At 68.1% G+C, this 16,827-nt stretch carries 19 protein-coding genes, 1 pseudogene and 1 riboswitch; of the genes and pseudogenes, 12 read left to right on the top strand and 8 right to left on the bottom strand.

Annotated features, from left to right (window positions below; translation table 11 throughout):
• Window positions 1-92 precede the first annotated feature (92 nt).
• A riboswitch (FMN riboswitch) is annotated at window positions 93-246 on the top strand.
• Window positions 247-331: 85 nt separating this feature from the next.
• Window positions 332-811 carry a 6,7-dimethyl-8-ribityllumazine synthase gene (locus BUB97_RS23325; protein ID WP_073139675.1) on the top strand — a complete coding sequence of 160 codons (480 nt, stop codon included), beginning with the start codon at window positions 332-334 and terminating at the stop codon, window positions 809-811.
• A gap of 222 nt (window positions 812-1,033) precedes the next feature.
• Here BUB97_RS23325 and traA read toward each other — a convergent pair whose 3' ends face one another.
• Window positions 1,034-4,327, bottom strand: a complete 3,294-nt coding sequence (traA, locus tag BUB97_RS23320; RefSeq protein ID WP_408906154.1) for a Ti-type conjugative transfer relaxase TraA — start codon at window positions 4,325-4,327, stop codon at window positions 1,034-1,036.
• A gap of 57 nt (window positions 4,328-4,384) precedes the next feature.
• Window positions 4,385-4,744 carry an MmcQ/YjbR family DNA-binding protein gene (locus BUB97_RS23315; protein ID WP_073139669.1) on the bottom strand — a complete coding sequence of 120 codons (360 nt, stop codon included), beginning with the start codon at window positions 4,742-4,744 and terminating at the stop codon, window positions 4,385-4,387.
• A gap of 262 nt (window positions 4,745-5,006) precedes the next feature.
• Between BUB97_RS23315 and BUB97_RS23310 the strand changes: the two genes are divergently transcribed.
• The 9 genes from BUB97_RS23310 to BUB97_RS23270 all read left to right on the top strand — a co-directional run bounded on the left by BUB97_RS23310 (window position 5,007) and on the right by BUB97_RS23270 (window position 9,860).
• Window positions 5,007-5,366: a bleomycin resistance protein gene (locus BUB97_RS23310; protein ID WP_073139666.1), complete on the top strand. Its 360-nt coding sequence runs from the start codon at window positions 5,007-5,009 to the stop codon at window positions 5,364-5,366.
• 175 nt (window positions 5,367-5,541) lie between these two features.
• Window positions 5,542-5,772 (top strand): hypothetical protein, encoded by a 231-nt coding sequence (locus tag BUB97_RS23305; RefSeq protein WP_073139663.1) that lies wholly within the window; start codon window positions 5,542-5,544, stop codon window positions 5,770-5,772.
• A gap of 12 nt (window positions 5,773-5,784) precedes the next feature.
• The gene (locus BUB97_RS23300; RefSeq protein ID WP_073139660.1) at window positions 5,785-6,132 is read left to right on the top strand and encodes a hypothetical protein; all 348 of its coding nucleotides are present in this window, start codon (window positions 5,785-5,787) and stop codon (window positions 6,130-6,132) included.
• Between the two features lie 161 nt (window positions 6,133-6,293).
• Window positions 6,294-6,659 carry a conjugal transfer protein TraD gene (locus BUB97_RS23295; RefSeq protein WP_073139658.1) on the top strand — a complete coding sequence of 122 codons (366 nt, stop codon included), beginning with the start codon at window positions 6,294-6,296 and terminating at the stop codon, window positions 6,657-6,659.
• 28 nt (window positions 6,660-6,687) lie between these two features.
• Entirely contained in the window at window positions 6,688-7,032 is a 345-nt protein-coding gene (locus tag BUB97_RS23290; RefSeq protein WP_175562727.1) for a conjugal transfer protein TraD, read from the top strand.
• Entirely contained in the window at window positions 7,029-8,741 is a 1,713-nt protein-coding gene (locus tag BUB97_RS23285) for a type IV secretory system conjugative DNA transfer family protein (RefSeq protein WP_073139652.1), read from the top strand. Before BUB97_RS23290 ends, BUB97_RS23285 begins: the two co-directional genes overlap by 4 nt.
• 75 nt (window positions 8,742-8,816) lie before the next feature.
• Window positions 8,817-9,053: a hypothetical protein gene (locus BUB97_RS23280; protein ID WP_073139650.1), complete on the top strand. Its 237-nt coding sequence runs from the start codon at window positions 8,817-8,819 to the stop codon at window positions 9,051-9,053.
• Window positions 9,053-9,379, top strand: coding sequence for a type II toxin-antitoxin system PemK/MazF family toxin (locus BUB97_RS23275; RefSeq protein WP_073139648.1), 327 nt, complete (start codon window positions 9,053-9,055; stop codon window positions 9,377-9,379). The genes BUB97_RS23280 and BUB97_RS23275 overlap by 1 nt, the downstream gene beginning before the upstream one ends.
• A gap of 136 nt (window positions 9,380-9,515) precedes the next feature.
• Window positions 9,516-9,860 carry an H-NS histone family protein gene (locus BUB97_RS23270; RefSeq protein WP_086062500.1) on the top strand — a complete coding sequence of 115 codons (345 nt, stop codon included), beginning with the start codon at window positions 9,516-9,518 and terminating at the stop codon, window positions 9,858-9,860.
• A 97-nt stretch (window positions 9,861-9,957) separates the two neighbouring features.
• Here BUB97_RS23270 and BUB97_RS23265 read toward each other — a convergent pair whose 3' ends face one another.
• Window positions 9,958-10,146: a hypothetical protein gene (locus BUB97_RS23265; protein WP_217659746.1), complete on the bottom strand. Its 189-nt coding sequence runs from the start codon at window positions 10,144-10,146 to the stop codon at window positions 9,958-9,960.
• Between the two features lie 185 nt (window positions 10,147-10,331).
• Here BUB97_RS23265 and BUB97_RS25655 point away from each other — a divergent pair.
• Window positions 10,332-11,089, top strand: a protein-coding gene (locus BUB97_RS25655; RefSeq protein WP_139281441.1) for an IS5 family transposase whose coding sequence is annotated in 2 segments (ribosomal slippage) — window positions 10,332-10,646 and window positions 10,649-11,089 — 756 coding nt in all. Because the reading frame shifts where the segments join, the coding sequence is not laid out codon by codon here.
• Between the two features lie 47 nt (window positions 11,090-11,136).
• Here the strand turns inward: BUB97_RS25655 and BUB97_RS27345 are convergent.
• Complete coding sequence (locus tag BUB97_RS27345; RefSeq protein ID WP_277614052.1) at window positions 11,137-11,265, bottom strand: hypothetical protein; 129 nt, start codon at window positions 11,263-11,265, stop codon at window positions 11,137-11,139.
• Window positions 11,266-12,446: 1,181 nt separating this feature from the next.
• Here BUB97_RS27345 and BUB97_RS23245 point away from each other — a divergent pair.
• A complete protein-coding gene (locus BUB97_RS23245; protein WP_073139637.1) occupies window positions 12,447-13,319 on the top strand; it encodes a replication initiation protein in 873 nt (290 codons plus the stop codon).
• A 32-nt stretch (window positions 13,320-13,351) separates the two neighbouring features.
• On the opposite strand, the gene BUB97_RS23240 is transcribed toward BUB97_RS23245, so the two are convergent.
• The 4 genes and pseudogenes from BUB97_RS23240 to BUB97_RS23225 form a co-directional block, all read right to left on the bottom strand.
• Window positions 13,352-13,624 carry a ribbon-helix-helix domain-containing protein gene (locus tag BUB97_RS23240; RefSeq protein ID WP_073139634.1) on the bottom strand — a complete coding sequence of 91 codons (273 nt, stop codon included), beginning with the start codon at window positions 13,622-13,624 and terminating at the stop codon, window positions 13,352-13,354.
• Window positions 13,621-14,256: a ParA family partition ATPase gene (gene parA, locus BUB97_RS23235; protein ID WP_073139631.1), complete on the bottom strand. Its 636-nt coding sequence runs from the start codon at window positions 14,254-14,256 to the stop codon at window positions 13,621-13,623. The genes BUB97_RS23240 and parA overlap by 4 nt, the downstream gene beginning before the upstream one ends.
• Window positions 14,257-14,610: 354 nt before the next feature.
• A complete protein-coding gene (locus BUB97_RS23230; protein ID WP_073139628.1) occupies window positions 14,611-15,321 on the bottom strand; it encodes a hypothetical protein in 711 nt (236 codons plus the stop codon).
• Window positions 15,318-16,694 (bottom strand): annotated as a pseudogene (locus tag BUB97_RS23225) (DUF6880 family protein); the annotation flags it as partial. The gene BUB97_RS23230 and the pseudogene BUB97_RS23225, both read right to left, overlap by 4 nt.
• Between the last annotated feature and the right edge of the window lie 133 nt (window positions 16,695-16,827).

Below are 16,827 nucleotides of genomic sequence, written 5' to 3'. Positions count from 1 at the left end.
CCCGTTCCAGGCAACCAATTGCGGGACGGGCTCATTGTCATCCAAAGCCCGCGGGTTTAGTTTTAGGGTTGTCTCGAGAGTAATCTTGAGGAATGCGTTCTCAGGGCAGGGTGAAAATCCCCACCGGTGGTATTTGCGAGCAATCGCATGAGCCCGCGAGCGCTCGCTCTCCTTATGAGAGCGAGGTCAGCAGATCCGGTGTGAATCCGGAGCCGACGGTCACAGTCCGGATGGAAGAGAGCGCGACGGTCATGGCCATTTCGCCGTGTTCAAGCACGTGCGGTCGTGATCTCGTGCGCCCTGATTCTGGAAATCCCTCAACGAGGAAGCCATGGATCAGTCTGACAAGCAGTCTCAGCGTTTCGCCTTTATCCGTTCCTCCTGGCATGCCGACATCGTCAACCGCGCCTACCAGGGCTTCCTCGAGGAGATGGCCAGGCATGAGGTGCCAAAAGAAGCTATCGACTCATTCGAGGTGCCCGGCGCCTTCGAGATCCCTCTCCAGGCGAAGCTCCTGGCGCGGACAAAGCGCTATGCGGCGATTGTGGCGAGCGGGCTGGTTGTGGACGGAGGCATCTACCGGCACGAGTTCGTCGCTAGCACGGTGATCGATGCCCTGATGTCCGTGCAGCTTGAAACCGAGGTGCCGGTCATCTCAGCCGTGCTGACGCCGCACCATTTCCACGAGCATGCGCAGCATCAGCAATTCTTCGGCGACCACTTCTTGGTCAAGGGTGCCGAAGCTGCCATTGCATGTGTCAGGATGGCCAAGAACCTCGCGCAGGCTCGCGAGCTGCAGGTCATTCCGTAATCATCCGCCTAGCGCTGCCGTAAGCCGGGTCCGGCAGCGCTAAGCCGCCCCAAGCGGCTCTTCCTGCCTGGCTCTTCGTAGTCCCTCTACTGATCTCAAGCCCTCCGTCTGCGGGAGGGAGGTGAGCTCCAGGCGAGAGATGGGGTTCAGTGTCCGCGAACCGGTCTCTCCACGGCGAGGACTGCTTCGGGTCAAACCCGGCACTTCGTTCAGGCCTGATTTCTACATACCTATTCCATACCCGCGCCTGATTCCAAGGCGTTGCTGCTCTGCATCGTGCTGCCGGGCCTGGGCGCGCTCCTGCGCGTTCTTCGCTAGTGACCCGTTACACGACACCGACACCACCCGCCCCACCTCGGCCAGTCTATCACGCCGGCCGGGGCCATCGGTGGCCAATGCGGTGCCTGCGCTGCGTCCCGCGTCCTGCATGCCCTCCTGGCCCAGGCGCCGCTCCGCCGCTTCGGATACCGCCCGCAGCTCGCGCGCTACCTTCGGCTGCTCCAGCACCTCCCGCCGCCATGCCTCGGCGACCGCCGCACTCCCGGCACCCGCCCCCGACACCCCGGCCCAGTAGTCCCGCGCGCTGCCCTGGCCCTCTCCGTCCCGCGCCGGCTGGCCCCCCCGCGCCCGCTCCACGGCCTCCACCGCCGCCCACGCCGCCCGGCTCAGCCCCGGCACCTCCACCGCATCCCGGCCGCGCTGCGCCTCCACAGCCGCCACATAAACGCCGCCGGCCCGCTCCCGTGCCCTCGCCTCCCGGGCGAGGCTGCCAGGGACCGCCCGCGCCGCCTCCAGCGCCGCCACCCGCTCCTGCTTGGTTGTCGAACCGGCGAACAGCCCGTCCCGCCCACGCAACGGCCCCAGCGCCTCCGGCCCGGCCTCCTGCAGCCGCTGCGATGCCACGCGCAGATCACCGCCCTCCTCCCGCACAAGCGCCACCAGCCCTGCCTCCGCCGCGCCCGGGTCGCGGTATGCCAGCGCCAGCCATTGGCCCCGGTCCCGCACCTCCTGCAGCACCGCAGGATCTCGCCCAGCGGCCGCGGCCACCTCCGCTGGAGTGGTGCCCCGCCCGAGACTGTCCCGGCCGTCCAAGCTGTGGTGGGCTGCCAGCAACGGCCGGGGATGCTCTTCCCCCCTGTCCGGTGCACTTCCCCCCTGTCGGACCATCTCCGGCCGCGCCACCACGATCCCGCTCGCGGGGCCCAGCGGGTGCAGCCCGCGCCGCTCCGCGTACCCCACTGCCGCCCTCGCCTGCGCCTGCTCCAGGGTGGGACGGAGGGCGCGCCGCTCTTCGGCCATCCCGTAGTCCAACGAGGTGTCCTTCGCCCGCTCCCGCGACAGGGCGCGGACCAGATGCTCCCGTCCGCCGTGCTCCTCCCGGCTCCAGTGCAGCACCACCCCGTCCCGGTGCCGGGTCAGCGCCACGTAGGCCATGTGCCGGTCCATCCCCGGAGTTGCCAGCACGTGCGCCCGGTCCACCGTCACGCCCTGCGCCTTGTGCACCGTCGTCGCATAGCCGGGTGCCAGCTCTCCGTAGTCCCGCAGTTGGAAGGCCACTTCCCGGCCCGATCCGACCCCTTCCCTCCCGTCGAGCCGCACCGCCAGCCGCACGTCGCTCCCGTCCGCTGCCACGCCCTCGACCCGCACCAGCGTCCCCAGCGTGCCGTTCTTCACGCCCAGGGACCGCTCGTTCCGCAGGAACATGACCCGCTCGCCGATCGCGAAGTCCTGCGGCCCGCGCGCCGTCTCCAGCCGGTGGTCCTCTCCCGCAAGAGTCCCCGCCTCCCGCAGAGCAGCGCGGGCCCGCGCGTTGAGGTCCGCCACGTCCGCCCGAGTATGCGCCAGCATCACCTGGCTCGGCGTGGTGGAGGCAGGGTCGCCAGAGTCCCCACGGCCCGGCTCCGTCCCCCTCCCCTGCCGCGCCGCCATCCACCCCGCGACCAGCGCCGCCCGGGCCTCCTCGGCCGTGCCGTGCTCCCGCACCATCCCGGCCGCCTCGTACCGCTCAAGGGCTGCCGTCGTCCGCCCTGTCGCCAGTTTCCCCGTCGCCTCGCGCTGCCAGCCCTCCCGCTGCCGCCGCACCGCCGTCACCTCGGCCGCGCCGACACGCTCCACCACAGCCCGGAACGCTGCCCCCGCCTCGATCGCCTGCAGTTGCTTCGCGTCCCCCACCAGCACCACCTTGGCACCGGCCTCCCGGGCGTGGGCCAGCACCCGCCCGAGCTGCCTCGACCCCACCAGCCCCGCCTCGTCCACCACCAGCACGTCCCGCGGCCCGAGCGCGTCCCGCCCCCGCTCCCACGCGTGCTCCAGGCTCGTGATCGTCCGGCTCGGGATGGAGGACCCCGTCTCCAGGTTCTCCGCCGCGATGCCCGACAGCGCTGCCCCCCGCACCGTCAGCCCTTCCCGCTCCCAGGCCGCCCGTGCCGAGGCTAGCAGCGTGCTCTTGCCCGCGCCGGCGGTGCCGACCACCGCCACTAGGTCCCGCGCCTCCAGCACCCGGCCCAGCGCCGCCTCCTGCTCGCCCGAGAGGGTGATCCCGGCCCCCTTCGCCTCCAGGGTCGCGGTTCGCTTCCCCGATGCTCCCACCCGGTGCCTCGCCGTGCCCGCCAGGGCCAGCGCGTCCCGCTCCAGCCGACGCTCCGTCTCCAGCATCGCCCGTGTGGTCAGACGCTCCTGCCCCCGCCCGTCCCGCCCCAGCCGCACCAGCTCCGGCGACGCCTCCACCCTCGCCAGCACCTGGCCGAACTGCTCCGCCCCGTCCGTGTGCCGCGCCACCAGCCGCGCCAGGTCATGCTGCGTGAAGGTGCTCTGCTGATGGGTGAGGATCTCCAGTGCCCGCTCCGGCTCAGCCAGGAGACGCTCGCCGTTCCGCCGCGCGATCGCGTCGTGCTCCGCCCGCCGCTCCGCCTCCTCGCCCCGCGCCACCCGGCGCATCCCCGCCGGTCCTACCTTGTGCTGCGGCTCCAGCCCGATGCCCTGGGCCGCGAGGCTCCGATGGTCGATCCGCGCATCGTACCCGAGCTCGGCCAGCCGCGCGTTCGCCAGCTCCGCCCAGCCCTTCCGCCACTCCCGCAGCAAGGCCGTCTCGTTCCAGCCACGCTCCTTGGGTCCGAACCCCTCCGGCCCTGCCCGCCGCAGCGTCAGCAGCACGTGCGCGTGCGGCTTCGCCTCCCCGTCCTCGCCCATCGGCGCGTGCACGCAGAGGTCCGCTACCATCCCGCGCGACACGAAGTGCTGCCGTACGAAGTCCTGGGCGAGGGCCACGCCCTCGGCTTGGCTCAGCTCCCGCGGCAGGGCGAACTCCACCTCGCGGGCGAGCTGCGCATCCTTCCGGCGCTCGCCCGCCTCCACCGCGTTCCACAGCGTGCCGCGATCCGACCAGGATGAGGGTGCCCCTTCGGGCAGCAGCACCTCCGCGTGCACCACCCCGGCCTTGGCCGTGAAGTCGTGCGACACCCCCGTCCGCTCGTCCGGAAGCCGCGACGCTGAACGGTACGCCGCGGCCGCTACCACCGAGCGCCCTGCGCCACGTGAGATTACCTTCGCCGAGAGATGGTAGATCGCCACCCGTCAGCCGGTCCGCTGAATCAGCTGCTCGCCGTAGCGCGTCAGCAGCCGCTTGCCCGCCCTGCCCTTCCACGCCAGCCGCAGCGCGGGGCACAGCGTTGCCGCGTCCACCTCGGCCAAGCACACCTGCGTGCTGCCGGTCTCGCCCCATCGCCCGACCGAGCGACGGAAGGCAGCCGGTGCGTCCCGCAGCAGCACTGCCTGCTCCTCCGGCCGCAGGCTCACCATACCCCATCCCTCGTCGGGCCAGCCCAGCGCCGCAAAGATGCGCCCGCCCACCCGGAAATCCGGTTTGCCGTGGTGTTCCCACTCCACCACCTCGGGCAGTTCCAGCGCCAGCTGGCGAAAAGTCTCCGGCGTCATGCGGTTCCCCTTCCCGAATGGCCGCGGGCAGTTTGCCTCTCGTCGATTCTGGCTGGAACCCTTCTGCACCCATCGTTCCGCCCTCTTCCGCTTCACGGGAGTGCGACGTTGTCATCGGCAACGTATAAGCGCGCATTTCGCTCCATCGCCCTGCTCAGGTGGCGAACTGACGGGCGGCTCAGGAGTAGGGCGAAGGTTGATCGCTGACGGACCCTTGGCTGAGATAGCAGGGAGAGGCTCAGCCTCCCTGTCTGGAGTTAGAATGGCTGATCACGCGTCACCGAACCTGCCGTCCCGCCACTTCGAAGCGACAGCGCAGTTCTATGCGGCCTTGGGCTTCGTGGAGGTGTGGCGCGATGCGGGATGGATGATTCTCGCACGCGGCAGCCTGCGCCTGGAGTTCTTCCCGCACCCCGAACTCGATCCGTTCAGCAGCTGGTTCAGCTGCTGCCTGCGTCTCGATGATCTCGACGCGTTCTACGCCGCTTGCAGGTCGGCAGGACTGGTCGAGGCACAATCCGGGCAGCCCCGCTTGCACGCGCCTAAGATCGAGCCATGGGGTGGCAGAGCCGCCGCCCTCATCGACCCCGACGGCACGCTACTGCGGCTGATCCAGAACTGAGGTCTTTCGGCTTCATCATGCATTTCCCTCGCTTGACGCGTCCATGGCAGGGCGCGGGTGGGACCCTTGCAGCGCTTCAGCTACCGCAGCAACCGTGTCATGCGCAGGCAAGTGACGTGCTTCTGACTGGAGAACCGCTGTCATCCGCGTCCTACTTCGCCAAGGGAGAACGATCATGGCCAGCGACCCCGACGACCTTGGCGACGCCCGCAGTCGCGAGGAGAACCGGAAGTACCGGGGGATGGCCGAACGCACGAAGTCGGCGCACCCCCTCTATGCCTATGCGCCCCGCTGGGTACCCACAGGCAACTGGCGCATGACCGGCTTCGACCTCCTGGTCGTCGTCTGCGGTATCGCGCTCATCCTGATGGTCCTCGGCATGCGCCTCTTCGGCGTCATCGGGTAACGGTGCCGTCCCATGCCGCCTTCGCCGAACTTCATCCTTAACGGCCTCGCCTGGATCGGCATCTTCCTCCTGATCGCCCTCGCCTTCGTCCTCGTGCAGATCCTCGGCTTTCCTGGTGTCCTTATCCTCGGCCTGCTCACCACCCTGATCTGCCTGCGTGCCGAAATCTCCGAGGACGTGCCGACATGGAGCCAGGCCCTCTTCGCATCCCGAGCATCCCGCTCCGCATCGGCCGAGGAGCGGGCCGCCACTGCCGAGGCCCGCGCCCGCGCCATCTCCCCCCTTCGCTACGTTCAGGGCTGTGGTTTCGTCCTCATCGCGGCAGGCTTGGCCGGAACCGTCTGGCAGCTCTACCGGTAATCGACGGATCAACGGAGGCCGGCGGCTTACCGACGAAGATGCCCATCGTTCCTGACCCGGAGTATGCACCGCCTCACGTCTGTGGAACCCTGCATCAGGAACAGGCCGCGGACCGAGAGGGCGGCGACGTGTTGATGTGATCGACTGAAGGGGATTGACCCATGGCGCCACGCCGCCCGCGCGACATTGAGGCCGAGCTCAAGGCTCTCCACGACAAGGCCCGCCAGCTCCGCACCAAGCAGAAGTCCCAGCTCGGCGAACTGCTGCTGGCCACTGGCGCCGCTGACGCCCTCGATCCCGACGCCCTGGCCGGCCTCCTCCTCGACGGCATCGAGCGCAGCAAGACGGACCCCAATACCCTGGAGGGCTGGCGCCGCCGCGGCGACGCCTTCTTTCGCCGTGAGCGCGCAGCAAGCGCCGCTGCTGGCAGCACCGCCCGCCAGCCCCGTGCAGCCGCGACGCCTGCCGCTTCCGCTGACGCTCCGCGACCGGCTGCAGGCGAGCCTCCGCGCCAGGCGGCGGAGTAGCCAGGCCATCGCCAGGGCCGAGGCCTCCCTGGCCCGCTCCGATACCCGCGACTGGGCCCAGGCCCGCCGCGAGCGCACCCGTCACCTCATCGAGCTCGGCGGCCTGCTAACCAAGGCGGGAGTCGTGGAACTGGTGGAGGACGACCGCGCCACCCTCCTCGGCGCCCTCCTCGAACTCGCCCATCGGCTTCGCGAGGGCGATGACGAGGCGACGCCCGCCCAACTCCGTGCCCGCTGGCGCCACGCCGGCCTCCGCGCCTTTCACCTGGAGCGCGAGGCCGAGGCTGCGGTGGCCGTTCAGGCCAAGCGGGAGGGGAGTCGCCAAGGAGCGGGAAGCAGCAGTCCCCGTCCCGCTCCGGACGCGCCTGCGTGACCGCCTTCCTCTCCGCCGCCAGCCGTGCTCTGACCTTCGCCGTCTTCCTGCCTGCCGCCCTCGCCTTGGCCCTGCTCCGTGCTGCCAAGTACGCGGGCGCCGGCTTCCTCCTCGGCCTCCTCGCCGCAGGCCTCTGGCATGTCTTTTCCTCCGTCATCATCGACCATGGCGTCTTCCGCTGGGGTGCCGGTATCGGCACCGCGTTGGGCGCCCTCTTCGGTCTCACGGCCTCGTTGCTCGAGAGCTTCCGCCCGCCCCCTGCCCTCACCGCCTACGGCTCCGCCCGCTGGGCCACCTCGCAAGAGCGCGCCGCCCTCGCCCTGGCGCGCGGTACCCAGCCCGACGGCCTCCTCGTCGGCCGTGAACCCTCCGGCAAGCGCCGTCTCCTCGCCTATGACGGCCACGCCCACCTCCTCACCATCGCACCCACACGCTCCGGCAAGGGGGTGGGCACCGTCCTCCCCAACCTGCTGCTGGCCCGCCGCTCCGTCCTCTGCATCGACCCCAAGGGCGAGAACGCCCGCATCAGCGCCCGTGCCCGGCGGCGCTTCGGGCCGGTACACGTGCTGGACCCCTTCGGCGTCTCCGGGCAGCCCAGCGCCCGCTACGATCCGCTCGCCGTCCTCGACCCAGCCTCACTCGACCTGGCTGAGGATGCGGCCACCCTGGCCGACGCCCTTGTGCACGATGCGCCTGGGCAAGCCGGCGACGCCCACTGGAACGAGGAGGCCAAGGCCCTTATCGCCGGCCTCCTCCTGCACACCCTCACCACCCAACCACCTGAGCGCCGTCGCCTCGCAGCGCTGCGCGACGCCCTCACCCTGCCGCCTGCCCGGTTCCAGGCGCTGCTCGCCGACATGGCGGCTTCTACGGCGGCCGGCGGCCTCGTGGCGCGCGCCGCCAACCGTCAGCTCGGCAAGTCCGACCGCGAGGCCGCCGGCGTCCTCTCGTCGGCCCAGCGCCACACCCACTTCCTCGACGGGCCCCGCATCACCGCCGCCATGGACGGCGCCGACTTCCGCCTCGAGGATCTCCGGAGGGGAGTCGCCAGCGTCTTCCTCGTCCTGCCCCCTGACCGCCTCGACACCTACGCCCGCTGGCTCCGTCTCCTCGTCGCCCAGGCCATCCAACACCTTGCCCGCGCCGCACAGGCGCTCGCGCCGCAAGCGAATCCCCTTCCCTCCGGCGCGGCCGGCACTGCCCCGGGCCCCGGCTCACGTTCGCCCGTGCTCTTCCTGCTCGACGAGTTCGCCGCCCTCGGCCGCCTCGACCCCGTCGAGCGCGCCATGGGCCTCATGGCCGGCCTCGGTATCCAGCTCTGGCCCATCCTGCAGGACCTCCACCAACTCCGCGCCACCTACGGACAGCGCGCCGGCACCTTCCTCTCCAACGCCGGCCTCGTGCAGCTCGCATCCCCCGCTGACCTCGAGACCGCCTCTTGGCTCTCCCACACCCTCGGCAGCGGGACCGTGGCCTACGAGACGGCCTCCTCCTCCACCAGCAGCTCGGCCTTCCTCTCTGGCGGCCAGGTCAGCGAGACCGAGGGCACCAGCACCCACCTGGCTGCCCGCCCTCTCCTCACGCCCGATGAGGCCATGCGCCTTCGGCCTGACCTCCAGGTCCTCCTCCGGCCCGGGCACCGACCCATCCTCGCCACCAAGCTCCGGCACTACGAGGACAAGGAATTCAGCGGGCTCTTCGACACGTAGGATGCTCCCCCATATCTCTGCCGGCATTCACCGGCCCTCGACGAGGCGTGGTAAGGTGCCAGCCCTGGAGGACCCATGAACAGGATCGCCCTCGATGCCCAGGCCGGGCAGGTCTCGGCCGAACTGGCCCGCCGCGGTATCGCGGCCAAGACCCGCGTGCACGTGCTGGTCGAGGTGGTGGAAGGCGAGGAGGACACCCTGCCGATGGCCGCCATGGCCGAGGCGGGCGGGGCCTTTGCATGGCTCGCCGAGGAACCCGACCTCTACAGCGACACAGACCTCGTCGAGACGCCGCCGCGGCAAGCCGGTTAGTGTTCTCCTTCGGCAGCATCGTCCTCACGCGCTTTCCCTTCACCGACCTCTCGGGCGACAAGCGCCGCCCTGCTCTCGTGGTGTCGCGCGACAATGGGCGCAGGACGGATTTGGTAGTGTGCTTCATCACCTCCGTGCCCCGCAGCGAACCCGATATGGCTCCGATTAAGCCGACGCCCGGCACGGGTCTAAAGGTTCCCTCCGTCGTGCGCTTCGACAAGCTCGCAACCCTGGATCTCGGCGTCATCGCCGGGAAACTCGGAGAGGCACCGCCTGATTGGCTCGCTTCTCAGCGCGATATCTTTTTCGGGGTCTTCGGCTTTTAGACGCCACGATCCGATACGCACTGCGCCGAATTACAAAGGCGGAAAGGTATTGGCCTTAGCACTATCGTTAAGATGGCGAGGAATACATAATGTGATCAGGGGTAAATTAACCTCCTGATTTCATGGGCAGTGCAAAATGGCCAAGAGCGACATCAACCTCAACAATCTGAGTGTCCCTGAGCTGAACCAACTGATCGAGGACGCCAAGGCGGCGCTCGACGGCAAGAAGCAGGGCGCTAAGGCCCAGCTCATTGAGGAGATGCGCGAGAAGGCCGCCAAGCTCGGCCTGGAGCTGGGTGATCTCCTGGACAAGCCCGGCCCGCGCACGAACGTTCGTAAGCCCCGCAGCGACGCCGGCAAGGCTGTGGCCGCCAAGTACCGCGGCCCTGAAGGCGAGACCTGGACCGGTCGCGGCCGCATGCCGCGCTGGCTGACCGAGGCCTTGCACCATGGCAAGGCCAAGGAAGACTTCGCAGTCTGACGTAGACGGTGCGCCCCAGCGGGCGCACCCCCTCCCCTTTCGGAAGGCAACTGCCGCCGCGGTGTCGAAGAGCTGGCCTAGCAGCCCGCGCAAGGCGTTAGTTCAGCCGATGGCACTGCGACGTCGTCTCGGCCGTGCCGCGCATGCCTCCGACGGGGCGCACCCCGCAGGCCACGTACTTGCCGTTCCGCTCGAGCGTGAAGCTCGGGCCCATGGCCGAGACGATGCGGTGCCCGCCGTTCAGCAGCGCGCTCATCGGCCGTTCCACCGCCTCCCAGGTCGTCACCGGGCGCGGCGGTGCGCCCGGGGCCGGCGTCTGCGCCTTTAGGGCGCGGTCGTGACGGAGAGCAGGAAGGTGGAGAGAAGGAGGTGCTTCATGCCCGCTGTCCTAGGGCCTGTCCTCAGATGGGGTTCCCGCAAAGGCGCTGGAGTGATTCATAGGGTGCCGGCAAGTTATGGAGCAGCCGGCGAATGCGGCGATACGCGTTGCGTGACGATCAGTGGACCCGGATCGAGGGCCTGCTGCCCGGCCGATCTGGGCATGTCGGGATGACGGCGCGGGACAACCGCCTGTTCGTCGAGGCGGTGCTCTATCGCTACCGCGCCGGTATTCCCTGGCGTGACCTGCCGGAACGGTTCGGCTCGTGGAAGGCGGTGCATACGCGGTACAGCCGTTGGGCCAAGGGCGGCGTGTGGGAGCGCCTGCTCCGGCACTTCGCGGCGGAGGCGGACACGGAATACGCCATGCTCGACAGCACGGTGGTGCGCGCTCACCAGCACAGCTCAGGGGCGCCCAAAAAGGGGGTGGTGAGCAGGCCATCGGGCGCAGCAAGGGTGGCCTGAGCACCAAGATCCACGCCCTCGTGGATGCACTCGGCAATCCGGTCGGCTTTGCTCTGACCGGCGGCCAGGCCCATGATCTTGCCGGTGCTGACGCGCTGCTGCCCGATATGGCGGCCGATGCGCTGATCGCCGATCGGGCCTTCGATGCCGACGCACGCGTGCTGGAGCCCCTGGCCGCCGCAGGCAAGGCGGCCATCATTCCACCAAAGCAGAATCGGAAGCAGAAGCGGGACTACGACCGGCATCTCTACAAGGCGCGACACCTGATCGAGAACTTCTTTGCCAAGCTCAAGCAGTTCCGCGCCATCGCCACCCGCTACGACAAGACCGCACGCAACTTCCTCGGCGCCATCCACCTTGCCGCAGCCTATGTCTGGCTCATCTGAGGACAGGCCCTAGACGAAGCGGCGCGTTCGGAGCACCGGCTGGATCATCACGACGCCTTGGCGAGTCGGGGATCGTAGGTCCACAGGCGCAGCTTGCATGCCCTAATGTCCACGCTCGCCGGGCGCAGCGGGTTGATGATCACGTTCCGCTCCTCCAGCACGATCACAGAGGGCACAACGAGCACCCTCGTACGCTGGCTCCGCATCCGGGCCGTACCCAGCCGATGCTCGTGCGGCTCGACGGCCGGGCGTCCCACCCCACCAGCAGCGAGGCCGCCTCGTGCTCCTTCCACGCCTCCCAGACCTCGTCGGCAATGGCGATCTCGACGAGGTAACGGTTCAGCGGCAGCCCGCACGCGTTAAGGTGCGCCATCGTCTCCAGGCAGGCCAGCGGTCCTCTGGTCTGGCCTGCTGGCTAGTCCCCCCTGTTTCCACAAGCCGTCATGTTCACACGTTCCTATGTTCATCTGACATCATGTTGCCGTGTTATCATGTGGGATTGACATGCTGCCGGCGATCGTGTAGTGGTCGGGACCAAGCTCCAGCTTGCGTCGCGCGAGGATGAGCATATTCACCTCCTCGGAGCCAAAAGAGAGTTTAATATCGGTCTGACGATGCGTGACGGATGAGATACGACAACCTAACATTCGAATACCCCCGCTTGTCATAGCGTCAGACACTTGCGATATTCATAAGCGGTAATGTTCACATGCTCACATTCGAACCTGCTTTCTTGTTCGATCCCGCTGGAGACGATGAACGGCGTTCTTGCCCCGAGCAAGGTTCCTCATCCGAAAAGCGCAGCGGAAGGCGAGGGCGGCGAAGCCGGAACCGGACTCATGCGCAGGCGCGAAGCAGCAAGCATGGTGAGGACCTACTGGTATGACGCTATGTGAGAGAGATGAGTGCCGATAGCGCAGGGCTTTCCCGACTCATGCAGTCCTCGGTCGGATAGGGACAGCAGTTCAACTCGCGCTCTCTCAATGCGGCTTTTCACCAGTACTCTCCGGTGCGCCATGAGTCGGTTAGCTCTTTTCCACAGCCTCCTCCATTCAAGTAAGTTCTTAGATTCAAGAATTCGAAGATTCATCCGCTAATCCATTCGCGGGAACAAAGGCTTGCCGGGCCAACTATGAGGTTGTCGGGGCCTCTTGTGAGGAATCCGGGCAGGGGAGACGGTTGCTGTGAGGAAACCGGGGAAAGCTATGAGCGATCCGGGGCGTTACTGTGAGGTCTTCGGGCAAGGCGGCGTGATTTATCCACAAAGCCATCGTCAAGAATGAGAAGTTCGGGGTGGCAAGTATGAGGTTATCGGGGGGTTGTTTTCATACTTAGCGGCGGTCGGTATCATCGGGCCATGTCCGAAGCGCCGATTCTCACCTTGGCCCTGACGCCGCGCGGTCAGGAAGCAGTCAAGCCTGCCGAGCTGATTCAGGTGACGGGCCACCATGAGCTTACCCTGAACGCCCGCCGCGCGATCACGGTCCTTTGGCATCACGCGCACATGCAGGGCGTGGCGGAGGGCAAGCGGTACACCGTTGAGATTGATGAGCTGAAGCCCGCCGGTCACAAGGGCTATGAGATGGTCGAGGAGGCTATCGAGGCGTTGATGCGGACGCTGCTGGTGGTCAAGCTGCCCAACGGGAAAACGCGGCGTGTCCAGTTCCTCGGCGGCAATGATCTGGACAGTCCCGACCGCCCGGCGGGCGTACTGACGTACAGTTTCGATGCCATGCTGATCGAAATCCTGCAAAAGTCGACAATCTGGGGCAAGATCGCGCTGCCGATCATCATGTCGTTCAGCTCAAAATATTCTGTGTCGCTCTATGAAAACGTGGCACAGGTCGCTAACCTGTCCTTCAAGACCCAGATCGAATATAGCCTCGATGATTTCCGGGCCATGCTGGGGGTGCCGCCGGGTAAGTATAAGACCTTCGGTGAGCTGAACATGCACGTCCTCAAGCCCGCCGTGGCGGAGGTCAATGCGCTGGCCCCGTTCGGCCTGGCTGTCCTGCCAGTGAAGCAGGGCAAGAAGGTCGTGAAGGTGAACGTCGGTTGGTGGCGCAAGTCCGACGAAGAGCTGCAGTCGGCCTATCGGGAAGGACAGGCGTCCAAGGTCGGACGGAAGGCGCGGATCTCCGGCAAGGCGGAGCATGTGCTTTCCCCAATGCCCTCACAGGAGCGCCTCCGGCGCCGTTCCCCGAAAACCTCACTCTTGCCCGCGAAGTAGGGCAGGGAGGACGGTCCCCGAATATCTCATACTTAGGCCCGCGCGATCGGGCTTTCCCCGTGATGCTCGAACAGCATGTTCAATGCCTCGGCCAAAAGGGCTGCCTGGGACTTGTCCTGACGGGCCGCCATGATGGCGAGCTGCTTCCGTACCTCTGGATCGAAGTAGGCGCTGATAGCGACCTTGCCGGCGCGGGAAGGCGGCTGGACGGCCTGTGGCGCGGCCTGAACCGGGGCAGGGGGCGCGGGCAGCGTCTCCGGGCGCAGCGCCTTCAGTCCGGCGGCGAAGTTCGGCTTCGTACTCATGCAGGCACCCTCTCAAGCTGCTTGGCGGTCCACTTGTGGAGCTTCTTAATCTCGGCCGCCGCCTTGCCGTCCGGCTCAATCTCCTGTGCCGCTTGCCCGGTGATGAAGCAGCGGTTGTAGGCGACACGCTCTCCGATCTTCACCGGGGCGACGGGAAGCCCAAGGTGGTCCCGGATCGTCTTCTCGGCCTCGACGGCGGCCATGGTCGAATGGTGCTGCACCCCATTGAGGACCGCGAAGGCGTGGACTTGGGTGAGCTTCACCAAGTTGATCGTCTTGCTCATGGCCCGGAGGTCCATGATCGACGGTTGGCAGGGGATCAAGACCAGATCCGCAAGGCGGATGGCGTCCATGACCGTGCCTTCCGAATGCGGCGCCGTGTCGAGGATCAAGATGTCCGCCCCGATCTCCTTCATCTGCTGGGCGGTCTTAGCCAAGCGAGAAGGCTGGATGCTCTGGACGTGCGGGAACTCGGCCTCGCGGGCGTCACCCCACTCCGCGGCGGAGGCCTGTGGGTCGAGGTCGAGGAGGACAACGTTCTGCCCGGCCTGCGTGAAGGCCACGGCCAGATGACAGGCGAGGGTCGTCTTGCCGACACCGCCCTTCTGGTTCGTTAGTGCGATAGTGCGCATGTGAACATGTCCTCGTGTGACCCTGTTATGAAGCTCTCATGGGTCCGGCGTCAATCGCCGGATGCGGGTTCCAGCGTCAGCCCTTGTAGGCAGTCCGACACTCCAGGCTTGCTTCGGAGAACAGGCCCTTCATGCGCTTGCCGTCGGCGAACCACACACATTCAACCATAATGTCCCTGCCCATAAAGGGCCGGAGCCGCGTGAGTCCGGCCTGGGGTCCACACCCCAGCTGCGTCAGCCTTCGCAGAAAGCCCTTCGGAAGCCGGCCCGCGGCTTACCCACAGCTGCCGGGGACAAGCCTGTGGGCGGCCCTGGGAACCGATTCTCTTCGGCGCTTCGGGGGCAGCCGACTGGCTACGCGCCCTCCAGCAAGCCCGGCTCCTGAGAAACCCCCTTCGGGCCCGCCCGCTTGCGCGGTTGGGCCGGCCGGACGGCCGCCTTCCCGCCGGCGCTGAGAGGCAGCTGCAAAAAGCCGCCGCTGTTCCGGGGCCCCTCCGAGCCGTCCTCCAGAGGCACGGGCCAGAAGCACTCCGTTCGCCCGGCCTCGCCGCGCAACGCCAGGAAGACGATGCGCTTCACCGCCCCGTCCGGCTCCGTCTCCACCGCGAAGCGGAACATCAGCCCCTCAGTGCCGTCGCTCCCCAGGGCCAGGGCAAGCTGCTCGGCCTCGTTCTCCTGCTGGCGCAGGGTGCGCCTGGAAGGATCCTCCGCTTCGCCCCGGTAGAAGCGGACCGGCACACCCTCAATCAGGAAGACGAAGTGGTGGGTCTCGTCGAGCACCCCGAGCCAGAAATAACGGCCGCCCTCCGCGGCGCGTGCGAGTTGGTGTTTGGAGAAGGCATAGGCCCGACAGCCGATTGACCAAGCGTCATCACCGGCCCAGGGGTCCGCGAAGGCGATCGCGTCCGCCCGGCCACGGGCCAGGAGGCGGGCCGCGGCCGTGAGCCGCTCCTCGGTCAGGGAGGGGTGCAGCTCCCAGGGCAGGGGGCGTGGGGCAGGGGCCTCGCCCGGGGGAGGGCTCTCATCGGTCATGACCAGAGCATACATCTCGCCATCGAAGATCACTCCCGGCCGTCCAGCAGAGCCCAGAACCCAGCCTTACGTCCGTGCTCGCGCCTGAGGCGCGCCAAGAACACGGCGTGGTTCTCGAGGCCGGGTTCCGCCGGTAGCAGTGGCGCGAGGCTGGCACAGGCCCGGACGTCGCGCACCGCGTACCCGTACTGCCGCGAGGAGGCCCGCCGCAGCACGTCCTCGGCCAGGGTCCGGTGCAGCAGCGTGGCGGCAGCCGGGTATCGTTCGGCCAGCGCCTCGGCCGCAGCGCGAAGCCGACCGTAGTCGCGCCCGTCCATCTCGCCATGATGCGCCCGCACCAGCCGGTTCGCCGCTTCGAGGTTGGGCCAGCTGACCAGGAAGCTGAGTGCCAGGTTGCGGTCGGGATGCGCCAGCGCGTGGGCCATCGCCCGGTCTTCCGCTTCCACGTCGTCGAAATCCGGCAGGCCGCGAAGATAGGGGCGCAGGTGCTGCGGCGTCAGCCAGCGGCGGAAGGCCCCCCAGCGCAGTGCCTGTGCCTCCTCGCGCCGCCCGAGCGCGTCCAGCGCCGCAATGCGCAGGTCCGTATGCCGGACCTCCTCGCCCTCGTGGCGGTCGGGCGCCCGGTCCAGCCAGGCGAGCGCCTCGGCGGGACGGCCATGTGCAATCAGGCGCTCGGCAATGTCGCCGGCAGAGTTCTCCACCCGGCCGCCTGCTTCGGTGGCGGCAATATAGGCGTCAACGTCACCCTCGAGGTCCGCCAGGTCGCGCAGGCGGAAGGCGAGCTGGCCCCGCCCGTGCCAGCTCTCGAACGCGTCGGGCTTGCGGGAACGCGGCAGCGCGGCGAGGCGCGCCTCCAGCAGCCGGCGCAGTTCCGCCCGGCCCTCGGGACCGAGCGCCGGGCCGGCCGCTTCCAGCAGCCGGTCGGTCTCGCCATATCCGTCAGCATCCCAGAGCGCCAGAACCTCGCCGGCCAGCGCCACCGGGTCGCGGCCCGGCAGCAGGGCCCAGAGCCGTCCGAGTTCGGCCCCGGCCTGCCGGAACACCTCGCCCAGCGTGCCGCTGCCATCGTCGCTGCGCTCGAACACGTTATCGGCGAGGCCAAGCAGCAGCCGCATCTGCGCCACGGCGGCGCGCGGGTCCGTCGCGGCCAACGCCCCGGTGATCGTCTCGCGCAGGCTGTCGAGCTCGCGGGCGAGGGGGCGCACCTTGTCCCACTCGATAAACCCCCGTGATCGCCCGATGGTGCGCAGCCGCTTCTCCACCTCGGTGACAAGTCGGCCGCCGCCATCCGTCCCGGCGAGCGCGAGGCGCAGCGTGCGGGCCAGCGCGGCATCACCTTTGGCCTGCGCCATCAGAAGCTCGGCCAGCCGCCGCGCACCCAGCTGCTCCAGTGCCTCGGCGCTGAGTGCACGCGAACGCGGCGGCGCCTTCTTTGGTTTGGGGCGGTGTTGATTTGCACTGAGAGCTGACCCTGTAGGAGCCGAAGTTTTCGCCGAGAAATGACCCGTGTCTGTTCACCTCCCCGGCCGGATGGTCGGG

It is taken from the genome of Muricoccus roseus, assembly GCF_900141905.1.
Taxonomy (GTDB): domain Bacteria; phylum Pseudomonadota; class Alphaproteobacteria; order Acetobacterales; family Acetobacteraceae; genus Roseomonas; species Roseomonas rosea.
This window is presented reverse-complemented; position numbering and strand designations above follow the sequence as displayed.

What these genes read in the sequence shown, in the direction of transcription:
- BUB97_RS23325 (WP_073139675.1), top strand. Translation starts at nt 332, where the DNA reads ATGGATCAGTCTGACAAGCAGTCTCAGCGTTTCGCCTTTATCCGTTCC.
- BUB97_RS23315 (WP_073139669.1), bottom strand. Translation starts at nt 4,744, where the DNA reads ATGACGCCGGAGACTTTTCGCCAGCTGGCGCTGGAACTGCCCGAGGTG.
- BUB97_RS23310 (WP_073139666.1), top strand. Translation starts at nt 5,007, where the DNA reads ATGGCTGATCACGCGTCACCGAACCTGCCGTCCCGCCACTTCGAAGCG.
- BUB97_RS23305 (WP_073139663.1), top strand. Translation starts at nt 5,542, where the DNA reads ATGGCCAGCGACCCCGACGACCTTGGCGACGCCCGCAGTCGCGAGGAG.
- BUB97_RS23300 (WP_073139660.1), top strand. Translation starts at nt 5,785, where the DNA reads ATGCCGCCTTCGCCGAACTTCATCCTTAACGGCCTCGCCTGGATCGGC.
- BUB97_RS23295 (WP_073139658.1), top strand. Translation starts at nt 6,294, where the DNA reads ATGGCGCCACGCCGCCCGCGCGACATTGAGGCCGAGCTCAAGGCTCTC.
- BUB97_RS23280 (WP_073139650.1), top strand. Translation starts at nt 8,817, where the DNA reads ATGAACAGGATCGCCCTCGATGCCCAGGCCGGGCAGGTCTCGGCCGAA.
- BUB97_RS23270 (WP_086062500.1), top strand. Translation starts at nt 9,516, where the DNA reads ATGGCCAAGAGCGACATCAACCTCAACAATCTGAGTGTCCCTGAGCTG.
- BUB97_RS23245 (WP_073139637.1), top strand. Translation starts at nt 12,447, where the DNA reads ATGTCCGAAGCGCCGATTCTCACCTTGGCCCTGACGCCGCGCGGTCAG.
- BUB97_RS23240 (WP_073139634.1), bottom strand. Translation starts at nt 13,624, where the DNA reads ATGAGTACGAAGCCGAACTTCGCCGCCGGACTGAAGGCGCTGCGCCCG.
- parA (WP_073139631.1), bottom strand. Translation starts at nt 14,256, where the DNA reads ATGCGCACTATCGCACTAACGAACCAGAAGGGCGGTGTCGGCAAGACG.